This window comes from Microbacterium sp. GXS0129 (genome assembly GCF_044769785.1).
Taxonomy (GTDB): Bacteria; Actinomycetota; Actinomycetes; order Actinomycetales; family Microbacteriaceae; genus Microbacterium; species Microbacterium nymphoidis.
The window spans coordinates 350636-370611 of record NZ_JBIZVZ010000003.1; the positions used below are offsets into that span (position 1 = coordinate 350636).

Annotated in this window: 16 protein-coding genes; 5 read left to right on the forward strand and 11 right to left on the reverse strand. The window is 69.1% G+C overall.

What is annotated here, in order from left to right:
• Window positions 1-3: 3 nt before the first annotated feature.
• The 5 genes from ACIQJ5_RS11900 to gabT all read right to left on the reverse strand — a co-directional run bounded on the left by ACIQJ5_RS11900 (window position 4) and on the right by gabT (window position 6771).
• The gene (locus ACIQJ5_RS11900) at window positions 4-1467 is read right to left on the reverse strand and encodes an NAD-dependent succinate-semialdehyde dehydrogenase (RefSeq protein WP_402844136.1); all 1464 of its coding nucleotides are present in this window, start codon (window positions 1465-1467) and stop codon (window positions 4-6) included.
• 27 nt (window positions 1468-1494) lie between these two features.
• A complete protein-coding gene (locus tag ACIQJ5_RS11905; protein ID WP_231091757.1) occupies window positions 1495-3078 on the reverse strand; it encodes an APC family permease in 1584 nt (527 codons plus the stop codon).
• A 3-nt stretch (window positions 3079-3081) separates the two neighbouring features.
• Complete coding sequence (locus ACIQJ5_RS11910) at window positions 3082-3957, reverse strand: universal stress protein (protein ID WP_231091756.1); 876 nt, start codon at window positions 3955-3957, stop codon at window positions 3082-3084.
• Window positions 3954-5312, reverse strand: coding sequence for a flavin monoamine oxidase family protein (locus ACIQJ5_RS11915; protein WP_402844141.1), 1359 nt, complete (start codon window positions 5310-5312; stop codon window positions 3954-3956). The genes ACIQJ5_RS11910 and ACIQJ5_RS11915 overlap by 4 nt, the downstream gene beginning before the upstream one ends.
• Before the next feature lie 100 nt (window positions 5313-5412).
• Window positions 5413-6771 (reverse strand): 4-aminobutyrate--2-oxoglutarate transaminase, encoded by a 1359-nt coding sequence (gabT, locus tag ACIQJ5_RS11920; RefSeq protein WP_402844144.1) that lies wholly within the window; start codon window positions 6769-6771, stop codon window positions 5413-5415.
• A 136-nt stretch (window positions 6772-6907) separates the two neighbouring features.
• On the opposite strand from gabT, the gene ACIQJ5_RS11925 reads away from it, so the two are divergent.
• From ACIQJ5_RS11925 to ACIQJ5_RS11940, 4 genes are all read left to right on the forward strand, one after another.
• Window positions 6908-8437, forward strand: a complete 1530-nt coding sequence (locus ACIQJ5_RS11925) for a PucR family transcriptional regulator (RefSeq protein ID WP_402844147.1) — start codon at window positions 6908-6910, stop codon at window positions 8435-8437.
• 192 nt (window positions 8438-8629) lie between these two features.
• Window positions 8630-9415 carry a DeoR/GlpR family DNA-binding transcription regulator gene (locus ACIQJ5_RS11930; RefSeq protein ID WP_402844150.1) on the forward strand — a complete coding sequence of 262 codons (786 nt, stop codon included), beginning with the start codon at window positions 8630-8632 and terminating at the stop codon, window positions 9413-9415.
• Window positions 9412-10356: a 1-phosphofructokinase family hexose kinase gene (locus ACIQJ5_RS11935; protein WP_402844153.1), complete on the forward strand. Its 945-nt coding sequence runs from the start codon at window positions 9412-9414 to the stop codon at window positions 10354-10356. The genes ACIQJ5_RS11930 and ACIQJ5_RS11935 overlap by 4 nt, the downstream gene beginning before the upstream one ends.
• Before the next feature lie 28 nt (window positions 10357-10384).
• A complete protein-coding gene (locus tag ACIQJ5_RS11940) occupies window positions 10385-12409 on the forward strand; it encodes a fructose-specific PTS transporter subunit EIIC (protein WP_402844155.1) in 2025 nt (674 codons plus the stop codon).
• 136 nt (window positions 12410-12545) lie between these two features.
• Here ACIQJ5_RS11940 and ACIQJ5_RS11945 read toward each other — a convergent pair whose 3' ends face one another.
• Entirely contained in the window at window positions 12546-14144 is a 1599-nt protein-coding gene (locus tag ACIQJ5_RS11945; RefSeq protein ID WP_402844158.1) for a PfkB family carbohydrate kinase, read from the reverse strand.
• Entirely contained in the window at window positions 14141-14659 is a 519-nt protein-coding gene (locus tag ACIQJ5_RS11950) for a flavin reductase family protein (RefSeq protein ID WP_231091747.1), read from the reverse strand. The genes ACIQJ5_RS11945 and ACIQJ5_RS11950 overlap by 4 nt, the downstream gene beginning before the upstream one ends.
• Window positions 14660-14757: 98 nt before the next feature.
• On the opposite strand from ACIQJ5_RS11950, the gene ACIQJ5_RS11955 reads away from it, so the two are divergent.
• Window positions 14758-15351, forward strand: a complete 594-nt coding sequence (locus ACIQJ5_RS11955) for a PadR family transcriptional regulator (RefSeq protein ID WP_231091746.1) — start codon at window positions 14758-14760, stop codon at window positions 15349-15351.
• A 332-nt stretch (window positions 15352-15683) separates the two neighbouring features.
• Here the strand turns inward: ACIQJ5_RS11955 and ACIQJ5_RS11960 are convergent, their stop codons facing one another.
• From ACIQJ5_RS11960 to ACIQJ5_RS11975, 4 genes are all read right to left on the reverse strand, one after another.
• Window positions 15684-17039, reverse strand: a complete 1356-nt coding sequence (locus ACIQJ5_RS11960) for an NtaA/DmoA family FMN-dependent monooxygenase (protein ID WP_402844161.1) — start codon at window positions 17037-17039, stop codon at window positions 15684-15686.
• Window positions 17040-17072: 33 nt separating this feature from the next.
• The gene (locus tag ACIQJ5_RS11965) at window positions 17073-17924 is read right to left on the reverse strand and encodes an ABC transporter permease (RefSeq protein ID WP_231091744.1); all 852 of its coding nucleotides are present in this window, start codon (window positions 17922-17924) and stop codon (window positions 17073-17075) included.
• Window positions 17925-17986: 62 nt separating this feature from the next.
• Entirely contained in the window at window positions 17987-18781 is a 795-nt protein-coding gene (locus tag ACIQJ5_RS11970; RefSeq protein ID WP_231091743.1) for an ABC transporter ATP-binding protein, read from the reverse strand.
• On the reverse strand, window positions 18778-19887 hold the full coding sequence (locus tag ACIQJ5_RS11975; RefSeq protein ID WP_402844165.1) for an ABC transporter substrate-binding protein: 1110 nt from the start codon (window positions 19885-19887) through the stop codon (window positions 18778-18780). The genes ACIQJ5_RS11970 and ACIQJ5_RS11975 overlap by 4 nt, the downstream gene beginning before the upstream one ends.
• Between the last annotated feature and the right edge of the window lie 89 nt (window positions 19888-19976).

Genomic DNA, 19976 nt, shown 5'->3' on the forward strand with positions numbered 1-19976 from the left:
CGATCAGCTGACGGGGATCAGGGTGTACTTCGTGGACAGGTACTCGTGGATGCCCTCGAGACCGCCCTCGCGGCCCACGCCGGACTGCTTGACGCCGCCGAACGGCGCGGCCGCATTGGAGACGACGCCCACGTTGAGACCCATCATCCCGGTCTCCAGCTTGTCGATCATGCGCTGACCGCGTGCCAGGTCCTGCGTGAAGACATAGGAGACCAGACCGTACTCGGTGTCGTTCGCCAGGCGCACCGCTTCCTCTTCGTCCTCGAACGTGGCGATCGCGAGCACCGGACCGAAGATCTCCTCGCGGAGGATGTCGGAGCCGGCGACCACACCGGTGACCACGGTGGGCTGGAAGAACGAGCCCTCCCCCGCGATGGCCTGACCACCGGTGGTCACGGTGGCGCCGCGCGAGACGGCGTCGTCGACGAGCTCGACAGCCTTCGCGACCGCGTCGTCGTCGATGAGCGGGCCGATCGCGACCCCGTCCTCGGTGCCGCGGCCGATCTTCATGGCCGTGACCCGCTCCGTGATGCGGCGCGAGAACTCTTCCGCCACCGACGAGTGGACGATGAAGCGGTTCGCGGCCGTGCAGGCCTGGCCGATGTTGCGGAACTTCGCCGCCAGAGCACCCTCGACGGCCTTGTCCAGATCTGCGTCGTCGAACACCACGAACGGCGCGTTGCCGCCGAGTTCCATCGACACGCGCAGCACACCGTCGGCGGCCTGGGCGATGAGCTTGCGGCCCACCTCCGTGGACCCGGTGAAGGAGAGCTTGCGCAGTCGCGGGTCGGCGAGGATCGGAGCGGACAGCGCCGACGAGCGCGAGGTCTGGACGACGTTGACGACACCGGCGGGGAGCCCCGCCTCCTCCAGCAGCTTCACGAAGAACATCGTGGTGAGCGGAGTGAGTGCCGGCGGCTTGATCACCACGGTGCAACCGGCCGCGAGCGCCGGAGCGATCTTGCGCGTGGCCATCGCGAACGGGAAGTTCCACGGCGTGATGAAGAAGCACGGGCCCACCGGGCGCTGCGAGACCACCATGTTCCCGGTGCCCTCAGGGTTCAGCCCGTAGCGCCCGGCGATGCGGACCGCCTCCTCGCTGAACCAGCGGTTGAACTCGTTGCCGTAGGTGACCTCCCCCTTCGCCTCAGTGAGGGGCTTGCCCATCTCCAGGGTCATCAGCAGGGCGAGATCGTCAGCGCGCTCGCGCACCAGGTCGAAGGCGCGACGCAGGATGTCGCTGCGCGTGCGTGGCGCGGTCGCGGCCCACGAGTCCTGCGCGGCGACGGCGGCGTCGAGCGCCCGCTTGCCGTCGGAAGCGCTCGCGTCGGCGATGACCTTGATGACGGCGTTGGTCGCGGGATCGCGAACCTCGAAGGTGCGCCCCTCCTCCGCCGCCACCCAGGCGCCATCGATGTACAGGCCGTCAGGAACCTCGGCCAGAAGGGCTGCTTCGCGGTCAGTCATGTGAATGTCCTCTTTCTTGTGGGGAGGTCAGCGGGCGGCGCGCTGGCTCGGCGGTGCATCCATGCTCAGCGTCTTTCCTTGGAAGAACGCGGGAGACAGGGCGCGCTGGACCAGCATCAGCACGGCGCCGAAGACCAGCAGGCCGACGCCGATGAAGAACACGATTCCGATACCGCCCTCGCCGTCGGCGTTGGCGCCGATGGCGATGGAGCCGTAGTCGGGGGCGAGGCTGTCGATCGCGGTGATGACGAACAGCACCAGCAGGATCACACCGCCCACGAGCGGGCTCGCGAACTTGAAGAAGAAGTCCTTGCCCGAGTCGAACCACTGGTGACGGAAGTACCAGACGCACGACAGCGCGGTGATCCCGTAGTAGAAGCAGATCATCATGCCGAGCGCGAGGATGGTGTCCCAGAGCGCATCCTCGCTCAGGAAGCGCATCACGGCGTAGAAGCCGCCCGCGACGATGGCGGACGCGATCGTGGCGAAACCCGGAGTGAAGAATCGCGGGCTCACGCCGGCGAACTTCTTCGGCACGGCGCCGTAGTGCCCCATGGCCAGCAGCGTGCGGGCGGGCGAGATGAAGGTGGACTGCAGCGAGGACGCGGACGAGGTCAGCACCGCGAGCGAGAGCAGGAACGCCAGACCGCCCATCACCGGGCCGGACAGCGCGAAGAACACGTTCCCGCCGATGTCCTCGTTGGTCAGTCCGAGTCCGGTGTCGCCGATGCCCGAGTACATCAGGCTGCTGATGGTGAGCAGCAGATACAGCGCGATGATCGAGATCACGGTGAGCATAGCCGCCCGCCCCGGCGTGCGCTCAGGGTCCTTCGCCTCCTCGTTCATGGTGAGGGTGACGTCCCATCCCCAGAACATGAAGACGGATGCGGACAGGCCCATCACGATCATGGACACCCCGCCCTCGATCGCGAACGGGTTGAACCAGGAGAACTCCGGCATGTTCGACTCGAAGCCGCCGCCGTTGACCGCCTGCGTGATCGCCATCACGGCGAACACCACGAGGATCACGACCTGGAACGCCACGAGTCCGTACTGCAGCTTCTGCGAGGTGGACACGTCGCGATACGACACCCAGGTGGCCAGCGCGACGAACACCAGGCAGACGCCCACGTTGACGAACGGGTTGCGGGTGATCTCGGCGATGGCCTCGTTACCGGAGATCTGAGAGATCAGGAGGAAAAGGAAATCCACCGCGATACCGGCGAGATTGGACAGCACCAGGATCGTCGCCACGATCAGTCCCCAGCCCGCCATCCAGCCGACGTACGGCCCGAACGCACGGGTCGCCCACGTGAAGCTGGTGCCGGAGTCGGGCATGGCCTTGTTGAGCTCGCGGTAGCCGAACGCCACCAGCAGCATCGGGATGAAGCCGAGCAGCAGGATCGCGGGCACCTGGAATCCGACCGCACCCACGGCGCCGCCGATGCCGGCGGTGTAGGTGTACGCGGGGGCGATGCAGGAGATGCCCATGACGAGCGCACCGAGCACGCCGACAGTGCCGACGCTGAGACCCTTACGGGAGATTCCGCCGGTGACCGGATCCGGTTCACCGGCAGCCGGGGAGAGCCGAGACTTCGTTGACTCGCTCATGTGTCACGCTCCTTCGGGGCGTTCGCGGGGCACGACGATCATCGGCACCGGGAGTTCGTGCAGCATCCGCGCTGCGGTGGAGCCCAGGAACAGCCGACGCGGCTGTGCCAGGCGGCTGGATCCGACGAGCGCGATCTCGTTCGCATCCCAGTCGAGGTGGGAGGTGGCATCCTCGATGCTGCGCCCTCGTGCCACCTCGACGGCGACGGTCTGACCGTCGGGCAGCTGAGCCGTGGCCTCGGCCTGCATCTCGTCGGCGAGGTCGCCGGCGGCACTGCGCGCCTCATCGGCGGACATGCCCCCGGGCAGATCGATAGCCGCGAGCGACAGCAGACGCAGTTCCGCCCCCAGCTCACGGGCGAGCGCCACGGAGCTCTCCAGCAGGTAGTCCGCACCGGGGCGGTTGCCCACGGCGCATGTGACGCGGGAGATCGGGTGATCCGCATCGACGCCACCGGAGGCGGCCAGCGCCACCGGTACCGGTGAGGAGTGCAGGAGCTGCTGGGCCACCGACCCCAGGGTGTAGCGGCCGAACCGCCCGCCGCCCGCGCCGCCGATCACGATGATCGCCGCGGCGAACTCCTCCGCCGCGGCGATGAGCCCCTCCCCGAACGACTCGCCGAAGCGCACGTGGGCGCTGCGGGTGACGCCGGCGGGAACGTGAACCGCCGCCTCCCGCAGCCACTTCTCGGCCTGCGAGCGCAGGTACTGCTCATAGGACTTCTCCGGCGGCACGATCGGGCTGCGAGTGCCTTCATTCGGCAGCACGATGACCAGATGGAGGGTCACGCCGAGCCCCGCGGCGAGGCGGGAGCCCAGGCGCAGCGCGTCACGACCGGCGTCGGTGGCGGTGTATCCGACGACCACCGACCCGCTCATGCGCGGACCTGGGCGACAATCTGCTCGGCGACCAGGCGCCCCATGCGGATCGCGCCGTCGACGTGCTGGAACCCGGCGCCGGCCATGTCGGAGCACGCGAAGTGGATCGGGCCGACCGCTTCACGCAGATCCTTGCCGTACCGGCTGAGGCCACCCAGGTCGAAGCTGGCCGCGTACGCTCCGCGCGTCCATTCCTCCGAGCCCCAGTCGCTCTCGTAGTAGACCACCGGGTTCTTCGCCTCTTCGCCGTAGTAGTGCGACAGCGACTCGAGGATGCGGGCCTTGCGCTCCTCGGCGCTCAGCTCGAAGACGCCGTCGGCGTTCAGATCGGAGACGAAGCCGACGAGGGTGCCTCGTTCATCGCCGTGGTTGGTGTTGTCGTACGCCTCGTGGGACAGCTCGTAGGGGCTGAACGCGGTCCCGGACAGGCCCTTGTCGCGCCAGAACGGGGTCTCATACACGGCGTGAACCTTGATCACGAAGCCCATCGAGATGTGCTGGTGCATCTGGTGCTGTCGGCGCGGCAGCGGCGGCACGAAGGAGATCCGGTCGTACAGCACGGGGGCATGGGCGAGCAGCGCGTGACGGGCGTGGACGATCATGCCGTCCGCACGCGCGGTCACGCCGTCATCGCCCCATTCCAGGAATCGCACCGGCTGCTCCAGGAAAACGTCCTCACCGAGGCGCTCGGCCAGCAGGATCGGCACCTGCTGCAGGCCCCCGACGACGCGCTTGTCGAGAATGAAGTCCGCATCGACGAGGTGGGAGTAGCTGCCGGCGGACGCGGCCATGTGCAGCGACTGGAGCAGCGACACGGTCGCAACGGGCTTGGTGAGCATCGCCGATCCCGTCGGGAAGGCGAGGTTGCGAACGGCCTCGTCGTCCGAGGTCTGCGCCTTGAGCCACTCCAGCCAGGAGATCGCGTCCCACTCCGCGGCCTTCGGGTGAGCCCACGGACGATCCGCGTCGATCTCGGCGGTCATCGCATCCAGCATCTCGGTGATGCGGTCGATCTCACGGCCGGTCTCCTCCGACACCGGGAAGTGCTCGCCGGTGAAGCGGGACAGCGTCCCATCCGGTCCGATGTAGACGCTGTCGCCCTCACGGTAACGGTCGTAGGTGGACAGGCCCAGCTCCGCCACGGTCTCCTGCAACGCGGTCTGGTCCGGGCTGATCCACTGCCCGCCGATCTCCAGCATCGCGCCGTCGATCACGTCGGTCCACAGACGCCCGCCGACGCGGTCGCGCGCCTCCAGGACGGCCACGGACAGGCCCTGCTTGCGCAGCTCGTTCGCTGCGGTGAGTCCGGCGGCGCCGGCTCCGATGATGACGACATCGCGTGTGATCTCGTTCATGAGTGCTCCCTTGCTCTCGTACTGCGAATGGGGGTGCGCATGTCGGCTGCGCGGGTGTCGGATGCCCTCCCGGCGCCCCCAGAGCGCCGGGAGGGGTGGCTCAGGCTCCGGCGAGTGCGCCGAGCACGACGTCCAGTCCCTCGTGAAGAAGGGCGTCGTCGATCGACAGCGGCGGCAGGAACCGGATCACGTTGCCGTAGGTGCCGCAGGTGAGGACGATGACGCCCTCGGCGATCGCCTGCTTCGCGATCGCACCGGCCAGCGCTCCGTCCGGCGCGCCCGTGGCCGGATCCACGAACTCGACGCCGATCATGGCGCCGAGGCCGCGCACCTCGCCGATACGGGGGTCGCTCGTGGCGGCCTCCTGCATGCGGGCGACCAGGATGCGGCCGATCTCCACAGCACGCTCGGCCAGGTTCTCCTCCTGGTACGCCTCGATGGTGGCGAGGGCCGCGGCGCACGCGACGGGGTTGCCGCCGTAGGTGCCGCCGAGCCCGCCGGTGTGGCTGGCGTCCATGATCTCGGCACGGCCGGTGACGCCCGCCAGCGGCATCCCGCCGGCGATGCCCTTGGCCGTGGTGATGAGGTCCGGTTCGATGCCGAAGTGCTCGCTGGCGAACATCGCGCCGGTGCGAGCGAAGCCGGTCTGGACCTCGTCGGCGATGAAGACGACGCCATTCGCGCGGCACCACTCCACGACGGCGGGAAGGTAGCCGTCGGCCGGAACGATGAAGCCACCCTCACCCTGGATGGGCTCGATGATGACGGCGGCGAGGTTGTCGGCTCCGATCTGCTTCTCGATCATCGAGATGGTCTTCGCAGCAGCCTCGGCGCCGGTGAGTCCGTCACGGAACGGGTACGACGCCGGAGCGCGATACACCTCGGGGGCGAACGGCCCGAAGCCGCTCTTGTACGGCATCGCCTTCGCCGTGAGGGCCATGGTCAGGTTCGTGCGCCCGTGGTAGCCGTGGTCGAAGGCGACGACGGCCTGGCGGCCGGTGTGCTTGCGTGCGATCTTGATCGCGTTCTCGACGGCCTCGGCGCCGGAGTTGAACAGCGCGGTCTTCTTCGCGAACGAGCCCGGCGTGAGCTCGTTGAGCTTCTCCGCCACAGCCACGTACGACTCGTACGGCGCGATCATGAAGCAGGTGTGCGCGAACTGCGCGATCTGCGCCTGAACGGCAGCGACCACCTTCGGGTGCGCGTTGCCGACCGTGGTGACGGCGATGCCCGCACCCAGATCGATGAGCGAGTTGCCATCGGCGTCGACGACGACGCCACCGCCCGCGGCCACTGCGGCGACCGGCACGGTGTGGCCGACGCCCGCGGGCACGGCCGCAGCTTTGCGGTCCAGGAGCTCCTGCGAGCGCGGGCCGGGGATCGCAGTGACGAGGCGACGCTCCTGCGGGAGCGAGGGTCCGCCGAGGGGGGTGGTCTGGGTCGCGTCGATGAGGCTCATGGGGCCGAGCGTACGACGCGGGAATCGCCAGTGCATTATCCAGTGTGTACATTCTTTGTGATACCGATATACGCACTGGACGGTCGCTGCCGACGGCGGCAACACCGGACCGCGCGGGGGCTGAGAGGGCGAGTCGATGGCCGAACAGAGCGTGGTGCCCACGGTGCGGACCCTGCTGGGACGCACCGACCTGCAGTTGTCTCTCGTCGGAGCAGCGAACGAGCAGCCCGACGGCGATCTCGATCGCCCGGTCCGGTGGGTGCACAGTTCCGATCTGGCTGATCCGACCCCGTTTCTCTCCGACGAGGTCGTTCTCCTGACCACCGGCAAGCAGTTCGAGGAGGGCGACGGTCCGAGCGTCGACGTCGACGAGTACGTCCGCCGTCTCGTCGCCCGCGGCGTGCTGGCGCTCGGCTTCGGTTCCGGGGTGGTGCGTCCCGGCGTGCCCGCACCGCTCGCCGAGGCCTGCGTCCGGCATCGACTGGTGCTGTTCGAGGTGCCCTACCGCACGCCGTTCATCGCGGTGGCGCGTGCGAATGCCGAGGCCGTGGCTGCGCAGGCATACGAACGACGGTCGTGGGCCCTGTCCGCGCAGCGCGCCATCTCGCTCGCGGCGCTGCGACCGGACGGGCTCGCCCGCACACTGATGGAGCTCGGACATCAGCTCGGCACGTGGGTGGGACTGTATGACGCTGCCGGGGTCCTGCTGCGGGAGCACCCCACCCACGCCCTCTCCCCCGCGGTCTCCGCCGCCGTGGACGCCGAGGTGGAAGCCGTGCTGCGCCGCGGCGCACGTGCGGCGTCGGCCATCAGCGTGGACGGCGAGCCGTTCACCCTGCAGACGCTGGGACGCGGGGGACGGCTGCGCGGCGTCCTCGCGATCGCGTCGGCGGAGCTGGACCAGGAGGGGCGCGGAGTGGTCACCTCCGTCATCGCGATGGCGGGACTCGCCATGGAGCAGCAGGAGGGCGTGCAGCGAGCCCACTCCCGAATCCGCGCCGGAGTGGTGGAGCTGCTGCTCGGCGGGCAGACCACCCTCGCCCGCAGCGTCGCACGAGAGCTGACGATGCCGCTGCCGCCCGGCCCGGTGCAGGTGGCTCTCGCGGAGGGAGCCGGGCGCACGCTCGCCATCGCGGAATGGCTGGAGCTCTATGCCGCCGACCACGGCGGGGAGGTGTTCGCCGGGCGCGCGGGCAGCGACCTGCTGATGGTCGTATCCGAAGGCTCTCCTGCACCGCAGGAGGTGGCGGCGCGCTTCGAGGTGCGAGTCGGGCTGTCGGAGCCGTGCTCGTACGCCGACGCGCCGGCCGCCGTGGAGCAGGCACGAGTCGCCCTGCAGGGCGCCGAAGACGGCCTGCTGTCGTTCCGCGACCGCCGCGGGCGAGGCGTCCTGGACTCACCCTCCGCCGACGCGCAGGCCGTCGCGCGAGCAACGCTCGCGCCGCTGCGGGACCACGACTCGCGCGCCGGTGCCGACCTCACACGCACGCTGCGGGTGTTCCTGGAGAACGACGGATCCCATGAGGCGACGGGCAGGGCGCTGTCCGTGCATCGCCATACCGTGCGCGCCCGGGTTCAGGCAGCGCAGCGTCTGCTGGACGTGGATCTGTCGTCCTTCCCGGTGCGCGCCGAACTCTGGGCCGCCTTCCGCGCCGCGGAGGACTGAGCCGGCGCTTCGCTCGTGCCCTGCGCGTGGATCGCCCGGTTCATCGTGCGCACGTGAACCCTTCGGCCGCCCTTTTCGGGCCAGGTGCGCGCAACGAAAACCTCGCCAGAACCTCGCGTCTGTGTCTTCTTGGGTTTATGTTGCTTTTTCTGCGTTTGGTTCGTATTCTGTGGGAACCGGCAAGGAGGCAGGATGTACGCGAGCGAACGGCAGGATGAGATCCGCGCGGTGCTGCGAGAGGACGGACGCGTGTCCGTGCTCGCGCTGTCCGAGCGGTTCGACGTCACCCCGGAGACGGTCCGCCGGGACCTGGATCTGCTCGAGAGCGAAGGGCTCGCCAAGCGCGTGCACGGCGGTGCTGTGCTCGGGCCGCGGACCAGTCGCGCCGAAGTTCCCCTCGTCGAACGATCCCACCGCGTCCCGGAGGCGAAGCAGCGCATCGCCGCACGCGCGCTCCAGGCACTGGAGCCGGGTTTCCGCGGATCGCTCTACCTGGACGCCGGATCCACCACCGCGCAGGTGGCAGCGAACCTCGACACCCATCTCGCGGCGATCGGCGGACACACCGAGGTGGTGACGCACTCCATGCAGCTCGCTGCCGTCCTCTCCGGTGCAGAGCACCTCGCCCTCACCGCCATCGGCGGGCGTGTGCGCGGCCTCACCGCCGCCGCTGTCGGGGGCGAAACGATCCGCTCGATCAGCGCGCTGCGCCCCGACATCGCCTTTCTCGGCACCAACGGGCTGTCGGCGGACTTCGGTCTCAGCACCCCCGACCCCGACGAAGCGGACGTGAAGACCGCGATCGTGGCGGCGGGCCGCCGGGTCATCGTGCTCGCCGACGCGGAGAAGTTCGAGGAGGACCTCCTCGTGCGCTTCGCTTTGCTCTCGGACATCGATGTGCTCGTGACCGACGCCGCTCCCCCGCAGCCCCTCGCAGACGCACTCGACGCCGCCGGCGTGGAGGTGTGGCTGGCATGACCATCGTCACCCTCACGCTGAACCCGGCGCTGGACCAGACCATCCGTCTCACGGATGCACTCAGGCCGGGCGACGTCCAGCGTGCTGATGATCAGCGCACCGACGCCGCGGGCAAAGGCGTGAACGTCGCGCGTGCCATCTCGGCTGCCGGCGCCGCCTCCATCGCCGTACTCCCCCTCGCCGACGACGACCCCTACGGGCCGCTGCTGCGCGCCACCGGCCTCGTCATCCGTGCGGTACCGGTCAGCGCCCGGGTGCGCACCAACCTCACCCTGACGGCGCCGAACGGGGAGACGACGAAGATCAATCTCCCCGGCGGCGCCCTCGATGACGCCGAGCTCGACGCGATCATCGCGGTGGTCGTCGCGGCCGCGCGCGGTGCCGAGTGGCTGGTGCTGGCCGGCTCCGTCCCGCCCGGGGTGCCGGCGGACGTCTACGCGCGGATCGCTTCGACCGTGCGCGCCGCCCTCTCCCCCGCCCCGCGGATCGCTGTCGACGCCGCGGGCCGCCCGCTCGCCGCAGCGGTGAACGCGCCGGCGAGCGGGCGGCCCGACCTCATCAAGCCCAACGAGGACGAGCTCGCCGAGCTGGTGGGCGCGTCCGCACTCCCCGATGTGAGCGACGTCGCCGCCGCCGCGAGTGAGCTCGTCCGGGGCGGGATCGCGAATGTGCTGGTGACGCTCGGCGGCGACGGAGCGATCCTCGCCGACGCAGACGGGGTGCTGGCAACACCCGCGCCACGCATCCAGGTGAGCAGCACGGTCGGCGCGGGCGACAGCGCGCTGGCCGGATATCTGCTGGCCGACATCGCCGGTGCGGGTCGTGAAGAACGACTGCGCCAGGCCATCCGGTACGGGTCGGCGGCCGCCACCCTGCCCGGGACCCAACCCCCTTCCCCTGCCGATCTCGGCACCGAACCGCTTCCCGTGCGCGCGCTCTGAGCGCACCCCTCGACCGACGGAGGTCATCATGGTTTCAGCAATCACCCCCGAGCTGGTGTCGCTCGATGCGCCCCTGGGCGCCGACAAGAGCGCCGTCATCACCGCACTCGCGCAGCGCGTGGCCGACACCGGTCGCGCGACGGACGCTGCGGGCCTCTATGCCGCCGCGTGGGCGCGCGAAGAGCAGGACGAGACCGGGCTTCCCGGTGGCATCGCGATCCCGCATGCCAAGACCGCAGCCGTCGCGGTTCCCTCGCTCGCCTTCGCACGGCTGAGTCCGGGCGTCGACTTCGGTGCCGATGACGGTCCCGCGGATCTGGTGTTCCTCATCGCCGCGCCCGCCGACGCCGACGAGGAACACCTGGGCATGCTGTCCAGTCTCGCCCGAGCCCTCATGACCGACGAGTTCACCGACGCGCTGCGCGCCGCCGCGACCCCCGCTGATGTGGTCTCCCTGGTGCGGATCGCCGTCGGAGAAGAGGACGCGGCGCCGGTGGAGGCGCCCGCAGCCGCACCCGTCTCCACCGCCGCGCCGGTGGACGACACGCTCCTGATCGACGGTCGCCCGGCCCGCATCGTCGCGGTCACGGCATGTGCTACCGGCATCGCCCACACGTTCATGGCCGCCGATGCCCTCACCGCGACCGGCGCGGATCTCGGCATCGACCTGGTCGTCGAGCCGCAGGGCTCCAGCGGATACAAGCCGCTCCCGCAGCACGTCATCGACGAGGCAGACGCCGTGATCTTCGCGGTGGATGTGGACGTCCGCTCCCCCGAGCGATTCGCGGGAAAGCCCGTCATCCGCTCCGCCGTGAAGCGCGGCATCGAGCAGCCGAAGCAGATGATCGCCGAGGCCGTCGCTGCCAGCAGGGACCCGCAGGCGGCGCGTGTGACCGCCACGTCGCAGGCGAGCACCGCCGACACGACCGGCGAGAGCGCCGGAGCGGCCGTGAAGCGGTGGCTGCTCACCGGGGTCAGTTACATGATCCCCTTCGTCGCCGGCGGCGGCCTGCTGATGGCGCTGGGCTTCCTTCTGGGCGGCTACGCCGTCACCGACGACGCCGCGACGGTCATCACCGACAACTCGCTGTGGCAGCTGCCCGCAGGCGGCCTCGGGCAGTACCTCGGCTCCGTGGCGTTCATGATCGGGAAGACGTCCATGAACTTCCTGGTCCCGGTGCTCGCCGGATACATCGCCTATGCGATCGCCGACCGCCCCGGCATCGCCCCCGGCTTCGTCGCGGGTGCCGTCGCCGTTCTGATGAGCGCGGGCTTCATCGGAGGGATCGCCGGTGGCCTGCTCGCCGGCTGGGTGGCGTGGTCACTCGGCCGGCTCGATCTGCCGCGGTGGCTTCGCGGACTGATGCCGGTGGTGATCGTCCCGCTGATCGGCTCGATCGTCGCATCGGGGATCATGGTCCTGTTCCTGGGCCGACCGATCGCCGCGCTGATGGACGCGATGACCAACGGACTCAACGACCTCGCCGGCACCGGGGCGATCGCCGTGGTGGGCCTGATCGTCGGCGTGATGATGTGCTTCGATCTCGGTGGGCCGGTCAACAAGGTTGCCTACGCGTTCGCTGTGGCGGGACTCGGCACCGCCACCACCACGAACAGCACGCCGTATCTGATCATGGCGGCGGTGATGTGCGCCGGCATGGTTCCGCCACTCGCGATGGCTCTTGCCTCCACCGTGCTGGCACGCCGCCTCTTCTCGCCGGTGGAGCGTGAGAACGGCAAGGCCGCGTGGCCGCTGGGCCTCGCCTTCATCTCCGAGGGCGCTATCCCGTTCGCCGCCGCCGATCCGTTCCGTGTGATCCCGGCGTCCATGATCGGCGGGGCGATCACCGGCGTACTGAGCATGCTGTTCGGCGTCACCTCCCGCGCACCGCACGGTGGCGTGTTCGTGTTCTTCGCACTCGATCCCTTCTGGGCGTTCCTGCTGTCGCTCGCGATCGGCACCGTCGTATCGGCGCTCGTGGTGGTGGCGTTGAAGAAGTGGGCCCGCCGCTCCCCCGTTGCTGAGGCCGTCGCGGAGCCCGTCGCCGCCTGAGTGCCCGCACACGTGCAGCGCCGTCCGGTCCACATCCGGACGGCGCTGTGTGTGTTGGGTGCACCCACCGTGCGATGCGTCAAGCGCAGAGGGAAAACGCACCGCGGACGACCATCCGGGGTGCGTTTTCCGTCTCTCACGCGGGAACGATCCCTGTGGCCAGCACCTCATCGAGCGCGGAGGCGGAGATCCGGTAGGCCGCGGCACCGACGCTGCAGGCGGCGATGGCGCCCGCCGCATTGGCTCGCCGGACCGCGTGCTCCAGATCGAAGCCCCGCGCCAGGCTCGCAGCCAGGGCACCGCAGAACGCATCGCCCGCACCGGTGGTGTCCACCGGATCGATGGCGAACGCCGGCACGTGGAAGACCTCGGCGCCCCGCGGATGAACCCGCACCCCCGCACCGCCCAGCGTGACGACGAGGGTGACACCGTCCGCAGCGAGAGCATCGACGCCGCCCAGCGCCTCACACTCGGTCTCGTTCACGACGAGGATGTCGACAAGATGAAGCAGCTCGCGGGCCTCCTCGTGCGCCGGCGCGGCGTTGAGGATGCGCACCGCGTGGGACCCCGCGGCGAGCGCGGCACGGACCACGTCAAGCGGAACCTCCAACTGCACCAGTACCACGGCCGCATCGGCGACGGCGACGGCCGCATCGGCGCCGGTGAGAGCTCCGTTCGCCCCCGCGGCGACGGCGATGCTGTTGTCGCCGTCGGGGTAGGACAGGATGTGCGCGACACCGGTGGGCTCGCCCACCGTCTGCACATGATCGACGCCGACCCCCGCGGCGACCAGCGCACGCGTGAGCTGCTCCCCCGCGTCGTCGTGCCCGACCGCCGTGCAGAACTCCACGCGCGCACCGCTGCGCGCCGCCGCCGTCGCCTGATTCAGGCCCTTGCCGCCGGGGAATCGTCCGCCCGCGGCCCCGAGCAAGGTTTCGCCGACAGCCGGCGGCCGCTCGACGCGCACGACGATGTCGAGATTCGCGCTCCCCACCACGGCGACGCGAGCTCCAGGAACGACCGCGCACTCGCCGGCTTCGGCCACCCCGTGACCATCAGGCTCCCCCACAGCACGCTCGCCTGATTCAGTCGCGCTGTCATCTCTGAACGTCGCTACAGCACGCCCACCGGATTCCGTCGCAGCGCGCCGACAGGGTTCGGCCGCAGTACGCCCCTCGGATTCGGCCCGAGTGCGCCGACCAGGTTCCGCCACCGCGCTCCCACCGAGCTCCGCCATGACGCGCTCGCCTGATTCCGTTTCCGCACGCTCGCCGGGCTGCACCACGGCGTCTTCGTCGACGGCCATCGCCGCGCGTCCACCGAACTCGACTCCCGCCACCGCACCCCCGCCGACCTCCGCGAGCGCGCGGCGCGCGTCGGCGATGTCCCTATGAGTCTGGGCGATGAGTTCATCCACGTGCGGAAACCTCAGGGTGGCGCGGAGCCTGCGCACCAGCGTCACCGAGACGCTCCGCCCGTACAGATCGAGTTCCACGTCGTGAAGGTGCACCTCGATCCGCCGCGCCCGCTCCCCGGCGAAGGTCGGATTGGAGCCGATGCTCGCACTCGCCCCGATGCGATCGCCGCCGTCCACGCTCACCCACGCGGCATACACCCCGTCGGACGGCAGCTCCTCCGAGCCCACGGCAAGGTTCGCCGTGGGAAACCCGAGCACGCGGCCGCGGCCGTCACCGGGGACGACGATCCCCGTCACGGTTCCGAGGCCCTGCGTCATGCGCGCGTGCTCGCCTGCTCGGCGAGAATCGCGCGATACCGGCTCTGATGGAACACGAGCGGCTCGACATCGTCGAACAGCGTGACGTCGAGGATCTCGTACAACGCGATCTCGTGATCACCGCCGTCGAACCTGCTGTGAGGGCGGCAGGTGAGCCAGAGAGCTGCGCCGTCCAGCAGGATCGCCCCACCGGCGCTGCGCTGCCAGGAGTGCTCGCCGAACCGGTCCTGATCACGCGACGACAGCCGTCTGCTGAGCGGTTCGTGGTCGGCGGCGAGAACGCTCATCCCGAGCTCGGGCGCCGCGGCGAGCACCGGCCACGTGCGCGAGGAACGTGCCGCGCTGATGGCGACGAGCGCGGGATCGAGCGAGATCGAGGTGAAGGAGTTCACCGCCATGCCCACGGGTTTCCCGTCGACGTGGGCGGCGAGCGCGACGACCCCCGTGGGATAGACGGAGAACGCCCGGCGGAGGGCCAGATCGCGCGGAAGGGGCTCGGCGGCTGCGGTCGTCATGTCTGAACCTTTCATTAGTCAACATTGACTAATGAAGAGAATACTAATGCTCGGCGCTCCCAGCAAGTGCCGGACGGACCATTCAGTACGCTTTGTCCATGTCGACCACACGCCTCGTCGTCCTCGGTGCCGTGAAGCAGTTCCAGCCGGTGCACGGATACTTCCTGCGCCGCGAGCTGATGAGCTGGCACGTGGACGAATGGGCGCACATCCAGCCTGGTTCCATCTACAACGCCCTGCGCGCTCTCGAAGTGGACGGGTACATCCGCGAGGCCGGCACGGAGACGGACGGCAAGCGCCCCGCTCGCACCACGTACAAGATCACTCCCACCGGCGAGGTAGAACTGCAGCGCATGCTGCGCGAGAACCTCTGGAACGTGGAGCCGTTCGACACCCAGTCGGTCATGACCATCGCCTCGTTCATGTTCGTGCTCAGCCGCCAGGAGGTCATCGCCGGCCTCGAGCACCGCCTCATCAAGAGCGACGCGATCATCACCACCAACGGCTTCAACGTCGAGGACACGCTGCGCTCCGACACCACACCGCGCTACGTCCGGGAGATCTTCGATCTCTCGACGGCGCGACTCGTCGCGGAGAAGGAGTGGGCCATGCGGCTGCTGGAACGGCTGCGCAACGGTGAGTACGTGTTCGCCGGCGAGTCGGTTCCCGACCCGGTCCCCCGCACGGATTGAACCGGCAGAACCCCGCAGCGTGCTGAGGTCGCACGGACTGAGAAGACCGGCAAAGCCCCGCAGCGTGCTGAGGTCGCACAGACTGAGAAGACCGGCAAAGCCCCGCAGCGTGCTGAGGTCGCACAGACTGAGAAGACCGGCAAAGCCCCGCAGCGTGCTGAGGTCGCACAGACTGAGAAGACCGGCAAAGCCCCGCAGCGTGCTGAGGTCGCACAGACTGAGAAGACCGGCAAAGCCCCGCAGCGTGCTGAGGTCGCACGGACGGAGAAGACCGGCTGAACCGATACGACAAGACCCCCGACGCCGTCGGGGGTCTTGTCGTCAGAGACGGTTCAGCGCCGCGCGCGGTACGCGGCTCCGGGGTGCGAGTCGGCGAGCGCGGGCGAGGACGTTCCCATGATGCGCTCGCGCAGCGTCTGGGGCTCATCACTCGGCTCGGCGATCGCGCCGCGCTCCCGGAGGATCGGCAGCACCTGCTCGATGAAGTCCTTCGTCGACGCCGGCGGGATCACCGGCGAGAACAGGAATCCGTCGAGGTCCGCGCCGTCGGCGAGCTCGATCATCCGATCCGCCACCTGCTCCGCGGTTCCCACGACCGGACGCGCTCCGACGCCGTGCCCGTGCCAGTCGCGGAGCACATCGCCCACCGTCTTGTCCGCGAAGCGCGCCACCTGCGTCTGCGACAGCTCGGTGTACAGTTCGCTCATCGGCGTCTCCGGCGCATACGCGGACAGATCCAGTCCCGTGAACCACGCGTAGGAGGCCACCGTGACGTCGGGGTTCTGCGCCTCCGCCACCGACGCGTACTTGCGCTGCGCCTCCTCCTCGGTTGCGCCGATCACGGCGGAGAAGGCCGACAGGATCTTCACCTCGTCGGCGCGGCGGCCGTTCGCCACCGCTTCCTGGCGGATCGCGGTGGAATGTCCACGGAGCTGTTCGACCGTGCCGGAGCCGACGAACATCGCCTCTCCGTGCTTGCCGCCGAACGCGCGCCCCGCGGGCGAAGCACCCGCCTGCAGCAGGAGCGGTGTGCCCTGGGGAGAGCGGGACGTGTTGCCGAAACCGTGCGAACGGAAGTACTTGCCGTCGTGGGAGATACGGTGCACCTTGCCCGGGTCGGCGAACCGGCCGGACTTGTCCCGCTCCAGCGCCCCCTCTTCCCACGCCTGCTCCCACAGCTTGTAGACCACCTGCATGAAGTCGTCCGCCATCTCGTACCGGTCGTCGTGGCCCACCATCGGAACGCCGAAGCCCTGCACGGCGGTGTCGGCCGTCCCCGTGGTCACCACGTTCCAGCCGATGCGGCCGCCGGAGAGGATGTCCAGGGTCGCCATCCGGCGCGCGAACGCGTAGGGCGGCTCCAGCAGCGTGGATCCCGTGGCGACCAGCCCGAGGCGGGTGGTCTCGGGAATCAGCGCCCCGAGGATGATCGCCGGGTCCAGTCGCGGCAGGTCGAGACCTTCCACGCTGCAGATCTCCGGACGCTCGCCCGCTACGTCGGCCCAGCCCCACGCATCGGCGAGGAAGAGGAAATCGAACCCGGCGTCCTCGACCATGCGCGCGGTGTCGCGCCAGTAGTCGAGTTTGTCGAAGAGGTAGCGTCCGTTGTCCGGGTGACGCCAGGTGGCCGTTCCCGAGTCGTTGGCCTGTGCGTTCTCGAACAGGCCGAGCCGCAGCTGCTTCACCATGGGTGTTGCCTTTCTGTTGTGAGGTCTGTGGACTCAGCGCGCGTTGACGTCGCCATCGCTCCACCACAGCACGCGCTTGCGCACCACGGCGAGGAGGACGATGAGCAGCACGCCGAGCAGCGCGAGGAGGGTGATGGCGCCCCAGGTGACGGGGAGGTTGGCCTGCGCGGCCGAGGTCGTCACCAGCGAGCCGAGCCCGGCCTGCTGACCGGCGGCGACGAACTCCGCCACCGCGGCACCGACGACGGCCATCGGCAGGGCGATCCGCAGTCCCGCGAACACGTACGGCAGACTGCCCGGCAGACGCAGTTCACGGAATGTCTCCCAGCGGCTGGCGTGCAGCGTGTGAAACACGTCCAGAGCGCGGGGGTCGACGTCGCGGAGACCAGCGAGGGCGTTGACGAGCATCGGGAAGAACACCACGAGTGCGGTGACGATGAACTTCGGCACCATGCCGAATCCGAACGCCACCACCAGGGCAGGCGCGATGGCGACGATCGGGGTGACCATCACGATCACCACGAGCGGCATCACGGCCCGCTCGATGATGCGGAACTCCGCCATCACGACGGCCACGAGGAAGCCGGCGAGGATGCCGCTCGCGGCGCCCACCACCACTTCCAGCAGGGTGGTGAGGAAGTTCGCCCAGTACATGCCCGCGTCCTCGAGGAGACTCGCCCCGATGTCGTTCAGCGCGGGGATCACGTAGGGGTTCGCGATGGCGACGATCTGCCAGAGGATCGCCGCGATGACGAAGGTGATCACGGTGGGCAGCCACGCGCCGGGCCGGAGCCAGGCGGGCGCGCCGCGTCTGCCTGCGGCACGGGCCTCACGGGTGAGGAGGGTGCCGGTGGCTGTGGTGCGAATGGTGTCGGTGTCAGACATGGACCTGCTCCCTCTGTGCGCAAGGGCACCGGCGAACGGCGGTGCGGCGAATCGTTCTCGTCTCAGACATGGACCTGCTCCATCTGCGCGCGAAGGGAACGGCGAACGACCGCTTCGATGTCACGGAACGCGTCGGTGGCATAGGCGTCTTCATCCCGAGGGCGGGGAAGATCGATGTCGATGACATCGGCGATGCGCCCGGGGTGAGCGGACATCACCACCACTCGATCCGAGAGCATGATCGCCTCGGGCACCGAGTGCGTCACGAACATGACGGCTTTGCGGTTGGACTGCCAGAAATCCAGCAGCGCGATGCGCTGCAGATCACGGTTCATCTCATCCAGCGCGGAGAACGGCTCATCCATCAGCATGATGGCGGGGTCGAAGGCGAAGGCGCGGGCGATCGCCGCACGCTGCTGCATGCCGCCGGAGAGCTGACCGGGGTGCTTGTGAATCGCGTGCCCCAGCCCGAAGGTGCGAAGCAGCTCCTCCGGATCGCGCAGCTGGCGCTTGCCGTTGGCAGCGCGATTGATCTGCACGGGCAGGCGCACGTTCTCCAGCACCGTCTTCCACGGCAGCAGCGCCGGCGACTGCGGCACCAGGCCGATGTTCTTCTTGCGTGACGCCTCCCGCACGGGCTCGCCGTCGATCGTGACGGATCCGGAATCGGCGTCGAGGAGTCCGGCGACCACTTTCAGCAGCGTCGATTTCCCGCTGCCGCTCGGGCCGATGACCGAGACGAACTCACCCATGCCGATCGTGAGACTGATGTCGTCGAGCACCGTCACGCGCTTGCCGTCCACGCCGAACGACTTGCTGACGCCGCGGACCTCGACGCCCGCTCCGGCCGCCATCATTTCGCCGGCCAGACGAGAGCGTCGCCCTGGTACAGGTCGGCGACGAGGTCCTCATCCATCATGTCCGCGATGGCGGGAAGGCTCTTCACGTCGCCGTACTTCTGCACGAGCGCATACTCGGGCTCCCACATCGCCGCCGTCTGTACGCCGGGGGCACCGCCAGTGCTGTCACGCACCCAGGCGGACTCGACCTCCCAGGTGCGCGCCAGCTGTTCGCGCGGGAACGCGGCACCCTGGTTGTTCGCCTCGGCGAGGGCCGCGAGCTTGTCGATGCACATGTCGGACTGCTCCAGGCACTCCCCCAGCGCCCGCAGGCTCGCCCGCATGAAGTCCGCCGCCACCTCGCGGTGCTCCGAGAGGAACTTCGAGTTGACCTCCATCACGTTGTAGGTGCCCTGCACGTCGAACTCATCAGGAAGGAACTCGACGAACGGCTGATCCGCCGCGCGCAGCGCCTGCGGCTGGTTGGAGGCGTACCCCACGATGGCGTCGACCTGGTCGCGCACGACCACCGTCGGATCGTAATTGGTCATCTTCACCATCTCGACCTTCGACGCGTCGACGCCCGCGTTGTCCAGCATCGCGGATGCGATCGGGGTGAGGTTGATGAAGTAGCCGAGCGACCCGCCCTCGAGATCCTTCAGGGACTGAAGCTTCTCGTTCCCGAAGATCGAGAACGGCGGCGTCGTGCCGTACGTGGCGATCGCGGTCAGGTTCTTCGAGTTCGCGGCGGCGAGCATCACGTCGCTGGCGCTGCCGAGCGCCGTGAACTGCGCCTGACCCGCTGCCACGAGCTGCTGCCCGTTGGCTCCGGAGGCGTTGATCTCGACATCCAGGCACAGCTCGTCGAAGTAGCCCAGCTCCTGGGCGAGGAACACGTCCATCTGCCCCGCGCTGGCGGAGTAGCCGTAACCGGAGATGTAGGTGATGGTGCCGACCGCCTTGTTCCGCGCGCACGTGTCCGCGTCGACGGCCGCGTTACTGGGGGCTGCGGTCGATGAGCTCGACTGCGTCGAGCAGCCGGTGAACACGAGTGTCAGAGAGAGTGCGGTCGTCACAGTGGCGGCTACCCGTCGTCGGGCGCGCTGCGCAGAGGGAGTGGCCATGGGGGTCCCTTCTCGGCCTTCGTCATTGATTGGCTCGATCAAAGTAACATAGTCAATCTTGACTGTGCAATATCAAACCATTTCGCCCC